General features: G+C 66.2%; 11 protein-coding genes. 5 read left to right on the forward strand and 6 right to left on the reverse strand.

The genetic code is table 11. The features are described 5' to 3' along the window. Positions 1-27: 27 nt before the first annotated feature. The 4 genes from BLT16_RS12585 to pilM are packed head-to-tail and all read right to left on the reverse strand — an operon-like array spanning position 28 to position 2,823. Positions 28-546, reverse strand: coding sequence for a pilus assembly protein PilP (locus BLT16_RS12585; RefSeq protein WP_089658866.1), 519 nt, complete (start codon positions 544-546; stop codon positions 28-30). Continuing rightward, positions 543-1,163, reverse strand: coding sequence for a type IV pilus inner membrane component PilO (locus tag BLT16_RS12590; RefSeq protein WP_089658867.1), 621 nt, complete (start codon positions 1,161-1,163; stop codon positions 543-545). The genes BLT16_RS12585 and BLT16_RS12590 overlap by 4 nt, the downstream gene beginning before the upstream one ends. Next, entirely contained in the window at positions 1,160-1,762 is a 603-nt protein-coding gene (locus BLT16_RS12595; protein ID WP_089658868.1) for a PilN domain-containing protein, read from the reverse strand. The genes BLT16_RS12590 and BLT16_RS12595 overlap by 4 nt, the downstream gene beginning before the upstream one ends. Next, positions 1,759-2,823 (reverse strand): type IV pilus assembly protein PilM, encoded by a 1,065-nt coding sequence (gene pilM / locus BLT16_RS12600; protein ID WP_089658987.1) that lies wholly within the window; start codon positions 2,821-2,823, stop codon positions 1,759-1,761. The genes BLT16_RS12595 and pilM overlap by 4 nt, the downstream gene beginning before the upstream one ends. Positions 2,824-3,065: 242 nt before the next feature. Between pilM and BLT16_RS12605 the strand changes: the two genes are divergently transcribed. Further along, on the forward strand, positions 3,066-5,594 hold the full coding sequence (locus tag BLT16_RS12605; RefSeq protein WP_089658869.1) for a penicillin-binding protein 1A: 2,529 nt from the start codon (positions 3,066-3,068) through the stop codon (positions 5,592-5,594). A gap of 101 nt (positions 5,595-5,695) precedes the next feature. Then, a complete protein-coding gene (locus tag BLT16_RS12610) occupies positions 5,696-6,448 on the forward strand; it encodes a DUF481 domain-containing protein (protein WP_089658870.1) in 753 nt (250 codons plus the stop codon). A 69-nt stretch (positions 6,449-6,517) separates the two neighbouring features. Here the strand turns inward: BLT16_RS12610 and BLT16_RS12615 are convergent, their stop codons facing one another. Continuing rightward, positions 6,518-7,789, reverse strand: a complete 1,272-nt coding sequence (locus tag BLT16_RS12615; protein WP_089658871.1) for a malic enzyme-like NAD(P)-binding protein — start codon at positions 7,787-7,789, stop codon at positions 6,518-6,520. A gap of 253 nt (positions 7,790-8,042) precedes the next feature. Continuing rightward, a complete protein-coding gene (rpmE, locus tag BLT16_RS12620; protein WP_089658872.1) occupies positions 8,043-8,258 on the reverse strand; it encodes a 50S ribosomal protein L31 in 216 nt (71 codons plus the stop codon). A 201-nt stretch (positions 8,259-8,459) separates the two neighbouring features. Between rpmE and BLT16_RS12625 the strand changes: the two genes are divergently transcribed. From BLT16_RS12625 to BLT16_RS12635, 3 genes are all read left to right on the forward strand, one after another. Beyond that, a complete protein-coding gene (locus BLT16_RS12625; RefSeq protein WP_089658873.1) occupies positions 8,460-10,694 on the forward strand; it encodes a primosomal protein N' in 2,235 nt (744 codons plus the stop codon). Between the two features lie 351 nt (positions 10,695-11,045). Further along, positions 11,046-12,731 (forward strand): arginine--tRNA ligase, encoded by a 1,686-nt coding sequence (argS, locus tag BLT16_RS12630; RefSeq protein WP_089658874.1) that lies wholly within the window; start codon positions 11,046-11,048, stop codon positions 12,729-12,731. Beyond that, positions 12,731-13,441 (forward strand): SPOR domain-containing protein, encoded by a 711-nt coding sequence (locus tag BLT16_RS12635; protein WP_089658875.1) that lies wholly within the window; start codon positions 12,731-12,733, stop codon positions 13,439-13,441. Before argS ends, BLT16_RS12635 begins: the two co-directional genes overlap by 1 nt. Positions 13,442-13,497: the final 56 nt, after the last annotated feature.

Consider the following 13,497-nt stretch of genomic DNA (forward strand, 5'->3'; position numbering starts at 1 on the left):
CCGGCTCAGCGGCTTATATTGATCGCCCTAGTTGGGCAGCGTCATTTCTCGCGTTCGCTCGACCCAGGCATTTCGCTCACGCACGGTCTCTACCAGCACGATCGAGGCGCTGGTGATGCTCACGATGCGGCCGTCATCGGCCCCCAGATAATTGCCGACCCGCAGCCGATGTACCTGCCCTTCCGGTGACCGTAGCAGCGCCGAAGGCTGAGCATTGACCGTCAGGGTCCCGACCAGCTCGAGCTCGCTGAGGTCGTAGCGCTCGAGGGGCTCTCGCGGGCGTTCGGGATCCGGCGCGCGCTCGCCTTCCGCCGGCGCGGCGGCACTGTCATCATCCGGGCGCCGTGCCTCGAACGGGCTGCGCGCATCGGCCTGCTCATAGCCCGGCGCACGATAGCGCGGCAGCTCGGGCAGCGGTGCCACCGTCAGTTCGCCGGGGTTGCGCTTGAGCGCCTCGAGCTCACGCTCGAGACCGGTCAGGTCAGGGTCGGCACAGCCTCCCAGCAGCAGCAGGCTCACCACCAAGGCCAGCGACGCGGTCTTCATGGCGCCTCCTCGGCATCGCGGCGATAGCTGTAGGTGCGCGCCAGCATCGAGAGGCGCAGCTGACTGCCGCCTTCGACCGGCTCCAGACTGAAATCATGCTGGGTCACGATGCGCGGCAGGCCTGCCACCCCGGCCAGGAAGGCCGCAATGCGGTGATAGTCGCCCCGGACCTGAATATCGAACGGCTGCTCGACGTAGAAGTCACGCTCTTCCGGGGCTCGCAGCCGAATGAAGTCGATCGACAGCGCGTTGTCGATCGCCGTTTCGCTGATATTGTCGATGAGCGAGGGAATCTCGGCGCCGGTGGGCAGCATCTCCAGCAGCGCCTCCAGACGCGCTTCCAACTCATCCGACTGGGCCCGCATTGCGGGCAGGTTTGCCGCCTGCACGGCCTTGCTCTGGTAGTCGCGCAACAGGCTCTGCTCGTGGCGCTCGGCCGCTGCCAGCTCCTCGGCCTTGGGCGCTGCCAGGTACCAGTGCATCCCGGCGAAGGTCAGCCCCAGCGCCAGCAGGCAGCAGATCAGCTGCAGCGACCACGGCCAGCGACCCGACTCCTTGATGTCCAGCTCACGCCACTCTAGCTCACGCAGCCGCCGCCACTCCCCCGCCAGACTCATGACGACACTTCCTCGGCGTCCCGCTCCGGCACCCGCTCATCGGCGCGCGGTTCGACGTCATCGGGCATCTGCTGATTGACGCTTAGACTGAACCGCCGGCGAGCCGCCCCATCTTCGGATTCGACTTCGGACAGCACCGGTACGTCGAGTGCACTCGCCGCCGCCAGCGCGCGCAGCTGATCGGATACCTGGCGGTTGCTGTCGGCCAGCCCCACCAGGCGCAGCGAATCGCCCTGGCGCGACAGGCGCGTGTAGTGAACACCCTCCTCCAGACTTTCAACCAGCTGATTGAAGACGTGCACGGTCTGTGGGCGCCCCACCTGCAAACGGCTGAATACGTCGATCTGATCGAGCATCTGTGCCCGCGCCTCCTCATACTCGCCGATCGAGCGGATATCCCGCTCGAGCTGCGCCGCCTGGGCCTCCACGTGAGCGTTGCGCTGCTGCTGCGCCTCGAGCCGCTGCTGATAGAAGAGGGTCATGCTGGCTCCACTGCCCAACCCGACGGCAGCCGCCAGCACCAATGCGATATGAAAGCGTCGGCTACGGCGTTCGCGCACGCGGTCACGCCACGGCAGCAGATTGATCTCGATGGTCATTGGCGCGCCCTCATGGCCAGACCACAGGCCGTGAGCATGGCCGGGGCATCCCCGGCCAGGGTGTGAATATCGATTCGCGAGTTGATCTTCATGCGCAGAAAGGGATTGGCGATGGTCACGTCCATGCCGCTATCCTGCATCAGTCGCTCACTGAGCCCCGGCACTACGCTGGAGCCGCCGGCTATCATCAGGCGCTTGACCTCGAACTTGCGTCCGGCGGTGTAGTAGAGCTGAAGTGAGCGTCCAATCTGCTGGACCAGTGTATCGAGAAACGGCTCCAGCACCTCGCGGGGGTAGTCCTCGGGCAGGCCGCCACGCTTCTTGGCCAGACCGGCCTCCTCGAGGCTAAGGCCATAGCGACTGCGAATCTCTTCGGTCAACTGGCGACCGCCGAACACGGTGTCGCGGCTGTAGGTGACACGCCCCTGGTGCAGCACGTGAAACGAGTTCATGGTGGCACCGATATCGACCAGAGCTACGCAGTCGTCTTCGTGCGGCAACGACGACTGCAGCTGGTGACGCAGCTCGCCGAAGGCACGCTCCATGGCGAAGGTCTCGACGTCTACCGCGTCCGGCTCCAGCCCCGCCTGCAGCAGGGCCTCGGTCAACTGGCTGACATCCTGCTGACGGCAGGCGACCAGCAAAACGTCCTGCTGATCGCCGTAGCGTGCATTGGGCCCGAGGCGCTGAAAGTCGAAGGCCACCTCGGCGAACGGAAACGGAATATGTTTGTCAGACTCCAACTCGATGCGCGCCTCGATCTCGTCATCGTTGAGCGAGGCGGGGAAGGTCAGCGTCTTGGTGATCGCTGCACTGGCAGGCACTGCCACACAGGCACGGCGGGTATGCAGGCGTGCCTGCTCGACGGCGGCACGCAGCGCAGTGGCGACATCCTGCATATGACGGATGCGGCGCTCCACCACGGCCCCCTCGCGTAGCGGATGCACCGCATAGCTATCGACCTGATAATGACTGGCGGCATGCTTGAGCTCTATGAGCTTGACCGTCGCCGAACTGATATCGACCCCGACCAATGCCCTACCCGAGCGCTTGAGTCGCACCAAAGTTTTACTCCCCTGCACGGCGCCGATGACGCCACAGTCATTATTATCGGCTAAAGGGCTCATTCCTTTACCATAAGCCCTTACCATGAGGTTACATGATCTTTCTCGACATCACACAACTACCAGGGAGTTGCACCTTCAACGCTGGTGGCAAACGACCAGGCTTCCTATAATACCCTTTTGGTTCCTGCGTCCATTTCAGCGCCGCTTCCTCCACGCACCACGGGTACCGCCTCTTCATGAAGTTGCTCAAAACCTCCGCTATTTCGTTGCTCTGGCTCATGCTCTCGCTGGGCACCGCCAGTGTACTGGCCGTTGTCGGCGCAGCCCTCTACTTCGCCCCGGGACTGCCCGACGTGCGCCAGCTTCAGGATTTCGAGCTGCATACGCCGCTGCGCATCTTCAGTCGAGACGGCAAGCTGATCGGTGAATTCGGTGAAGAGCGGCGCATGGCCATCGATTTCGACGAGGTGCCCGAGGATCTGGTCCAAGCACTGCTGGCCGCCGAGGACGCCAACTACTTCGACCACCCCGGCGTCGATCCGCGCGGTCTGGCCCGTGCCGCCTATGAGCTGGTATCCAGCGGCGGCAACATTCAGACCGGTGGCTCCACCATCACCATGCAGGTGGCGCGCAACTACCTGCTGACCCTGGATCGCACCTTTACCCGCAAGATTCGCGAGATCCTGCTGGCACTGCAGATGGAACAGGTGCTGAGCAAGGAGGAGATCTTCGAGCTCTACATCAACAAGATCTTCCTCGGCAACCGCGCTTACGGCGTCGCCGCTGCGGCTGAAACCTACTATCAGAAGCCGCTCTCCGAGCTGACCCTGGCCCAGAAAGCAATGATTGCCGGCCTGCCCAAGGCGCCGTCGTCGTTCAACCCCCTGGCCAACCCCGAGCGCTCGCTGATCCGCCGCAACTGGATCCTGTTTCGCATGCGCGATCTTGGCTATATCGACCAAGCCGCCTATGACGAAGCGGTGCAAGCCCCGATCACCGCCCAGCGTTTCACCGCCCAGGTCGAGATCGATGCCCCCTACGTGGCCGAGATGGCCCGCCAGTTCGCCATCGAGCGTTACGGTGACGAGGCCTACACCGGTGGCTATCGTATCCACACCACGCTGGACAGCGAGCTGCAGCCCTTCGCCCGCGACGCTCTGACCCGCGGCCTGATCGACTACGATACCCGTCACGGCTGGCGCGGCCCCGAGGATACCGGCATCCCCTCGAGCCTGGTCGAGGCCCAGGAGCGCACCGAACGCAGCGGTCTCGAGGAAGAGCTTGGTGAGTCCCCCGAGGTCATGGAGACCGCCCGCCAGGCCGCCGAGAGCAGCCAGAGCCAGGTCGAGGGCATCGACGGCGACGTCAGCAACTGGCTGCGGGTGCTCGAGCGCACCCCCGGCTTCGGCCCGCTGCAGGCAGCCATCGTGGTCGAAAGCGAGGGGCGCGAGATGACCGTGCTCGACCGGCGCGGCGAACTGGTCACCCTCGAGTGGGACGGCCTGAGCTGGGCCCGCGAATATCGCAGCGCTTTTGCCCGCGGCCCCGAACCGAGCTCGGCGGCCGAGATCGCCAGTCGCGGTGACCTGGTGCGCATTCTGGAGCGCGACGACGGCAGCTTCCGGCTCTCCCAGCGTCCTGACGCTGAGGGCTCGATCGTGGTCCTGGAGCCGGATACCGGGGCGATCCTGGCCCTGCAGGGTGGCTTCAGCTTCAATGCCAGCAAGTTCAACCGCGCTACCCAGGCGCAGCGCCAGTCGGGCTCGATCTTTAAACCGTTCGTGTTCCTTGCCGCACTTCAGGACGGCGATATGAACGCCGCCACGGTGGTCAACGATGCTCCGGTGGTGATGCAAGATGGCAGCAACGACCTATGGCGACCGGTCAACGCCGGCGGCAACTTCCTCGGCCCGACCCGCCTGCGGGTAGCGCTGGCACAGTCGCGCAACCTGGTCACGGTGCGCGTGCTGCAGAGCCTGGGTATCGAGAACGCCATCGAATTCCTCGAGGGCTTCGGCTTCGCCGAGAGCCGTCTGCCACGCGGCCTGTCGCTGGCGCTGGGCAGCGCCTCGTTGACCCCGCTGGAAATGACCAACGCCTATGCGGTACTTGCCAACGGTGGTTTCCAGGTCTCCCCCTGGTTCGTCGAGCGCGTGACCCGCGGCAACGATGACAACGTCATCGACGAGGCGGTACCTCGGGTCGCCTGCCGCGAGTGTGATAACGGCGCCACCGACGTTGAGATCGACGGTCGCCTCTACCCGCTCGCCGAGCGCGTCGCCGACCCAACGTCGGTGTACATCCTGCGCGACATGCTGCGCGACGTGATCGACAGTGGCACCGGTCGTGCCGCCCTCGAGCTCGGCCGCCAGGACATCGTCGGCAAGACCGGCACCACCAACGAACAGCGCGACGCCTGGTTCGCCGGCTACAACGACGACATCGTCACTACCGTATGGATCGGCAAGGACAACAACGAGACCACCGGCGAATACGGCGGTCGCGCCGCCCTGCCGGTGTGGATCGACTTCATGGGCAATGCCCTCAACGGCCGCCCCGAGGCAATGCCCGAGGCGCCCGACAATATCGTACGCGTGCGGGTCGACGCCGATACCGGCCGACGCCTCCACGACGACCAGTCCGGCGGCATCAGCGAGTTGTTCCATGGCGACCACTTGCCCGACTACCAGCCGCGCAGCGTTGGTCGAGAGATCGAGGATAGTAGTGGCTCTCAGGGCACCGGCTCATACGAGGCCATCTTCTGAACTCGATGCGGGCGGCACGGATGCCGCCCAAGCCTCGCCACCTGGCACCCGGCGCCTGCCCCCGGTAGGCTGACACCCATGCAGCGACACGGAGTTACAGCATGCGACGTCAATGGCTTGGCCTATGCGGCGTAGCAGCCATTGTGCTGACGATGCCGCTCAGCGCCCAGGCAAGCCCCTTCTATGCGCCACCGCCGCCTGACGAAGAGGACGATCGTTTCACCGGCGACCTCGAGTTCGGCTTCACCCAGCTCTCCGGCAACACCGACAGCCGTACCCTGCTCGGCAAGGGCAGGCTGACCTGGCTGACCGGCAACTGGACCCACAGCCTGCGCGGCGAGATCCGCAACGTGGCCCGCGACGACACCACCAGCGCCGAGCAGTATCTGGCCGCCTGGCGCGAGCGCTACGACTTCGATGGCGACCACTACCTGTTCGGCTTCGCCCGCTGGGAGAAGGACCGTTTCAGCGGCTACGACCAGCAGGTCACGGCGATCGCCGGCTACGGCCGCCAGCTCCTCGACAGCGATACTCACCACCTGTCACTGGAGGCTGGGCCCGGCTATCGTTTCGATGACGTGCGCGATCAAGAGAGCGAAGGATTGAGCGTCGGCTACGGCGCACTCGCCTACGACTGGGAGATCACCGACAACGCCGCCTTCTCCCAGGAGCTGTCACTGGAGGCGACCCGCGACAATACCACCTCGCGCTCCTACTCGGCGCTGACCGCACGCATCAATTCGCGCATGGCGCTGCGGCTCTCCCACGAGATCCGCCGCAACTCGCAGCCTCCCGAGACCGCCACCGCCCGCAGCGACATGACCACCAGCGCCTCATTGGTCTACAGCTGGTAACCACACACAATAATGCCGGCCCCGAAGGGCCGGCATCGTGGCACTACCTCGACGGGACCTGAGGCGACCTTAGCCGCCGTAGACCTCATCGACGCTATTCAGGGGGTAGTGGGCCGGGAACGGCTTGCGCGCCACGCCGGAGTCCACCGCGGCCTGGGCCACCGCCGCCGAGACGCGATCGAGCAGACGCGCATCCAGCGGCGTGGGCAGGATGTAGCCGCGACCAAATTCGAGGGCATCGAGCTCATAGGCATCCAGCACGTACTGCGGCACCGGCTCGCGCGCCAGGTCCTTGAGCGCGTGTACCGCGGCTACCTTCATCTCCTCGTTGATCGCCGTTGCACGTACGTCCAGCGCACCGCGGAAGATGAACGGAAAGCCGAGCACGTTGTTGACCTGATTGGGGTAATCGGAACGGCCGGTGGCCATGATCACGTCATCACGCGCCGCGTTGGCGACATCGGGATGAATCTCGGGATCAGGATTGGAGCAAGCGAACACCACCGGGTTGGCGGCCATCTTCTTGAGCTGCTCAGGAGACAGCAGGTTGGGTCCCGACAGGCCGAGGAACACATCGGCCCCTTCGATGGCATCGTCCAGGGTGCGCTTATCGGTCTCGGTGGCGAACATCGCCTTGTACTGGTTGAGATCGTCACGCCCGCTGTGAATCACACCCTTGCGGTCGAGCATGAACAGGTTCTCAGCCTTGGCCCCACAGGCCACCAGCAGCTTCATGCAGGCGATAGCCGCCGCACCGGCACCGAGGCACACGATACGCGCCTCGTCGAGGGCTTTGCCGGCGATATCCAGGGCATTGAGCATGCCCGCCGCGGTAACGATGGCGGTACCGTGCTGGTCATCGTGGAACACCGGGATGTTGCAGCGCTCGACCAGCGCCCGCTCGATCTCGAAGCACTCCGGCGCCTTGATATCTTCTAGGTTGATGCCCCCCCAGGTAATGGCCACTCGCGCCACGGTATCGATGAAGGCCTGCGGGCTCTCGGCGTCGACTTCGAGGTCCACCGAGTTGATACCGGCGAAGCGCTTGAACAGCACCCCCTTGCCCTCCATTACCGGCTTGCTCGCCAGCGGGCCGAGGTTACCCAGGCCGAGGATTGCCGAACCATCGGAGATCACCGCCACCAGGTTGCCCTTGCCGGTATACAGGTAGGCGTTCTCGACATCCTTGGCGATCTCGCGACACGGCTCGGCCACACCGGGGCTATAGGCCAGCGCCAGATCCTTGGCCGACGCGGTCGGCTTGGTGAGCTCGATGGAGAGTTTTCCGGGGATCGGGTTGGCGTGATAGTCCAGCGCAGCTTGCTTCTTGGCGTCTGTCATATGCGTCGTTATCCAGTCGTCTTCAACGAGAAAGTCGAATCAGAATATAGAAAAACGCTCAGCCCCACAACTTGAGCCAAGTTGCTGTCATTCAAGACTTTTAATCGAATGTTTGAAGGTATTTCCAGATATTTAGCGAATCTTATGGCTAGCGCCTCAAGCATAACGCCGAGCTTATCGCAGCGCAGCCGGCCGAACGCCCACAAAAAACCCGCCGAGCGGCGGGTCTTCTTGCAGTTCAGCAGCGAGCCTATCAGCCGCGCTTGACGGCGGCACCAAAGCGCTTGTTGAAGCGCTCGACGCGGCCACCGGTGGTCGCCTGCTTCTGCTTGCCGGTGTAGAACGGATGGCACTGCGAGCAGACGTCCAGGTTGAAATCCTGGCCTGAGGTCGAGCCGACCTCGAAGGTAGCGCCACAGCTGCAGGTAGCGCTGACCTTCTTGTAATCGGGGTGGATACCTTGTTTCATCTTGAAGCCTCATGATGCTGTATGCCGCCACCTGATCTCATCTGCCAGGCACCGCATACGGTTGTCATACAGTTGTCATGCCTTATCAGCGCAACGACAGACCGGGTGGTTTCGAAGCCACGGGGTCGCGCCCCGAGCCCGAAGGGCACGCATCTTAGCAGAACCAGCCGCGGAGGCCAATTGCCCGCCACTTCTTTTGACATGCCCGACGTCTCACGCCCAGCCCAGGTGCTGGCGGTCGCCGTGCCCACGCCGCTGCGCCGGCTGTTCGACTATCGCCCCTGCGCCACCGCGCCTCCCGGAGGCTGGCAGCCGGGGCTACGGGTTCAGGTCCCCTTTGGTCGCCGCGAGGTCATCGGCATCGTCGTCGAGTGCCGCGCCCACAGCGAGTTCCCGTTGGCCGACCTCAAGTCGGTCAGCGCTTGGCTGGACAGCACCCCGCTGCCCGCCGACTGGCTATGGCTGTGCCGCTTCACGGCACGCTACTACCAGCACTCGCTGGGCGACACTCTCTACCAGTCGCTGCCGCTGCTGCTGCGCCAGGGGCGCCCGCTGGAGGCCCGCACCCGGGAGCGTTGGCAACTCACCGAGCGCGGCCGCACGGTGTCCCCCGACACGCTCGGCCGCGCGCGCCGTCAGGCCGAGCTGCTGGCGCTCCTCAAGCAGCACCCGCGTGGGCTGGCGACAGGTGCGATTACCGCCCAGGGCTTCAGCCGTGCCCAGCTCGACGGCTTGCACGACAAGGGCCTCGCCGAGGCCAGCAGCGAACCGCTGATCGCCGCACAGCCACCGGCAGCCAACCAGTTGCTCGCCGAGCCCAGCCTGCCACTAAAGCGCGAACAGGCCGAGGCGCTGGCCGCCATGCATGAAGGTCTCGACCGCTTCCACCCCTGCCTGCTGCACGGCGTTACCGGCAGCGGCAAGACCGAGGTCTACCTGCAGCTGATCGAAGCCGTGGTGGCACGCGGCCGCCAGGCGCTGGTACTGGTGCCCGAGATCGGCCTCACCCCGCAGACCCTGCAGCGCTTCCGCAAGCGTTTCCGGGTGCCGGTGGTGGCACTGCACTCGGGGCTCTCCGACGGCGAACGCCTCGATGCCTGGCTGGCCGCCGCCAGCGGCCGCGCGCCGATCGTGATCGGCACCCGCTCGGCGATCTTCACCCCCCTGGCGAGTCCCGGCGCAATCATCGTCGACGAGGAGCATGACGGCTCGCTCAAGCAGCAGGACGGGCTGCGCTACCATGCCCGCGACCTGGCCGTGGCGCGCGCCCACCGCGACGCCATCCCACTGGTGCTGGGCAGCGCCACGCCATCGCTGGAGACACTCGCCCAGGCCCGCAGCGGTCGCTATCGCCATTTGCACCTCACCCAGCGTGCCAGCCGCCACGCCCCGGCACGCATGGAGCTGGTCGACCTGCGCGGGCGGTCACGCCGCGGCGGCCTGGTGGCACCGGTGGTCGACGCCATTGGCACCACGCTGGCCGCCTGCCATCAGGTACTGGTGTTCATCAACCGCCGCGGTTTCGCCCCTACCCTGGCCTGCCACGCCTGTGGCTGGATGGCGGAGTGCGATCACTGCGACGCACGGCTGACGCTGCATCGCCAGCCCCACCACCTCGCCTGCCACCACTGCGACCACAAGCAGGCACTGCCCGACGCCTGCCCCAGCTGCGGCAGCGCCGACCTGCGCCCGCTGGGGGCCGGCACCGAGCGCACCGAAGAAACCCTTGCCGAGCTGTTCCCCGACGTGCCGGTGCATCGCATCGACCGCGACAGCACGCGGCGCAAGGACGCCCTGGATAACATGCTCGGCGAGGTCAGGCGCGGCGAGCCCTGCCTGCTGGTGGGCACCCAGATGCTGGCCAAGGGTCACCATCTGCCCCACGTCACCCTGGTGGTGGTGGTCAACGCCGACGCCGGCCTATATGCCAGCGACTTCCGCGCCCTGGAGCAGAACGCTCAGCTGCTGGTGCAGGTGGCCGGTCGTGCCGGTCGCGCCGAGCACCCTGGCCGCGTGCTGGTGCAGACCCTGCACAGCGACGACCCACAGCTGCGCCAGCTGGCCGAGAGCGGCTATGCTGCGCTGGCCGAGCAGCTGCTCGCCGAGCGCCGCGTCGCCGGCCTGCCGCCCTACCGCTTCATGGCCCTGGCGCGCTTCGAGAGCCCCCGTGAGGCCGACGCCACGGCGCTGGCCTCAAGCGCCGGCCAGGCGCTGCGCGAGTGGCTCGCCGGCAGCCCGGATGTGCACTGCCTGGGCCCAGTACCGGCGCCGATGGAGCGCCGCCAGAACCGCTACCACGTGCAGCTGATGCTGAGCGGCGCCCAGCGCAGCAAGCTCCACGAAGCCAGCGCCTGGCTGGTCGCCTGGCTCGAGGCTAGCCGCGACGCGCGCCGCGTCAGATGGTCGCTGGATATCGATCCACAGACGTTGAGCTAAGTTTGGCGCAAGCGGCGCCAGGCGTCGTGGCATCTATAGCGCCAAGCTGCTACTGGGTGCCGACGCTGCCCTGGCCGCGGCGCCGGGGACAGCCTGGAGCGAAGCTCATTTTTCAGGGATGAAAAATGGAGCGCCCAAGGAAGGGTTCACAGCGTCTTCGCGAAAGGCTGTGCCCGGTAAAGCCGCGACCGTGGAAGGAGTGAGCAGCAGATCACCCGCGCAACGCTCCCACCAAGCATTCGCACCCGCTTTTCCCCTTAGGGTTTAAAGCCGCCCCGCAATTGCCGATAATGGGCGGCCAAGCCGTTTCGGCCGTTGCCACGCCACGCGCCACAGGACACCAGGACCCTCATGAAAGAGACCATCATCGCGCTGCTCGACGAGGCACTTGCCAACCTAAAGCAGCAGGGCGTGCTACCCGCCGACGTCGCCCCCACCATCAAGGTCGATCCCACCAAGGACAAGGCCCACGGCGACTACGCCACCAACCTGGCATTGATGCTGGCCAAGCCGGCCGGCAAGAAGCCCCGCGAGCTGGCTGAGGCGCTGGTCGCCGCACTGCCCGAGTCACCTGCCGTCCGCAGCACCGAGATCGCCGGGCCCGGCTTCATCAACTTCTTCGCCGCCACCGACGCCGTGGCCCAGGTGGTAAACCAGGTACTCGACGCCGGCGACACCTACGGCCGCAGCCTGATCGGCGCGGGCCAGAAAGTGCAGGTGGAATTCGTGTCGGCCAACCCTACCGGGCCGCTGCACGTCGGCCACGGCCGCGGCGCGGCGATCGGCGACTCGATCTGCCGGCTGCTCGATGCCACCGGCTTCGACGTCACCCGCGAGTTCTACTACAACGACGCCGGCGCCCAGATCAGTAACCTGGCGCTCTCGGTGCAGGCCCGCGCCAAGGGCCTCGGCCCCGACGACCCCAGCTGGCCGGAAGATGGCTACCGCGGCGGCTATATCGAAGACGTCGCCTCCAGCTACCTGGCCGGCGAGACGGTCGACGCCGATGACCGCCACGTCACCGCCAAGGCGGATGCCGACGATCTCGACGCCATCCGCGCGTTCGCCGTCGCCTACCTGCGCCGCGAGCAGGACCTCGACCTCAAAGCCTTTGGCGTCACCTTCGACGTCTACTTCCTGGAGTCATCGCTATACGACGACGGCAAGGTCGAGGATACCGTGGCCAAACTGGTCGAGGGTGGCCACACCTACGAGGAAGATGGTGCCCTATGGCTGCGCACCACCGACTTCGGTGACGACAAGGATCGCGTGATGCGCAAGCGCGACGGCGGCTACACCTACTTCCTGCCCGATGTCGCCTACCACCTCGACAAGTGGCAGCGCGGCTTCAAGCAGGTGATCAACGAGCAGGGCGCCGACCACCACTCTACGGTGACCCGCGTGCGCGCCGGCCTGCAGGCGCTGGAAACCGGCATCCCCCAGGGCTGGCCCGACTACGTGCTGCACCAGATGGTGCTGGTCACCCGCTCCGGGGTCGAGGTCAAGCTCTCCAAACGCGCCGGTAGCTACGTCACCCTGCGTGACCTGATCGACGAGGTGGGTCGCGACGCCACCCGCTACTTCCTCGCCGCGCGCCGCGCCGACTCGCAGCTGACGTTCGATATCGACCTGGCCCGCTCACAGTCCAACGACAACCCGGTCTACTACGTGCAGTACGCCCACGCCCGGGTGTGCAGCGTGCTGCGCCGCGCCGAGGCCGACGGCAAGCCCTTCGATCACGCCCTGGCCATGGCCAGCCTGGCCTTGCTCGACGCCGACCAGGAGAAGGCGCTGATGAACCGCCTGGCACGCTTCCCCGAGGTAGTCGAGCACGCCGCCGGCAATCGCGAACCGCAGCAGGTCGCCCAATACCTGCAGGACCTGGCCGCCGACTTCCACACCTGCTACAACGCGGTGAAGGTAATGGTCGACGACGACGCCCAGCGCAACGCCCGCCTGGCGCTGGGCCTGGCGACCCGTCAGGTGATTCGCAACGGCCTCGACCTGCTGGGCGTCAGCGCTCCCGAGGAGATGTAATGGCCCGCCGTCCCGCGCCCAAGAAACGCGGTGCCGCCCCGCGCCGCCGAGCCCCAGCCAAGCGTGGCGGCGTGCCCGGATGGCTGTGGGGGGTAGCCGGCCTGGTGGCCGGCTTCTTCCTCGCCCAGTACGTGCAGGAGAGCGCCCCCACGCCGATGGCCACGGTACTGCCCAAGCCATCCTCCAGCAGCCCCCCCGCCGAGGGTGAGCCGGACGGCCCCGACGAGCCGCGCATGCCAACCTTCGAGTTCTATACGCTGCTACCGGAATCCGAGGTGGTCGCGCCACGCTCCGAGGTGGTGGCACCGCCCCAGCCGCCAGCACCCAGCGAAGAGACCGCCGCCGCCGAGCCGCCCAGCGACGAGGCCGTGGACCCCATCGCCGAGCAGATCGCCCGCACCACTGCCGCCGACGAGGCTGCAGAACAGGCCACCGCTGAAGCGCCCAGCCAACCGGCGAGCGCGACCAACGCCAGCCGCTATATGCTCCAGGCGGCATCGTTCCGCGAGTCGGGCGACGCCGAGCAGCTCGCCGGTCGGCTGCGCAACTTCGGCCTCCAGGCGCAGATCAGCGAGGTGCAGTCCGGTGACAACGAGACCTGGCACCGCGTTCAGGTCGGCCCCTACGACGACACACGCGAGCTCAACCGCGCCCAGGACCTGATGCTGACCCAGGGCATCGAGCCGCTGATGATCCGTCTTCAGAACTAGTCCGCCAGCGCCTCCCGGTTGATTTCACCGCGAGGTGCCCGCATCTCCTGTTGCAC

This window comes from Franzmannia pantelleriensis (assembly GCF_900102875.1).
Taxonomy (GTDB): Bacteria; Pseudomonadota; Gammaproteobacteria; order Pseudomonadales; family Halomonadaceae; genus Franzmannia; species Franzmannia pantelleriensis.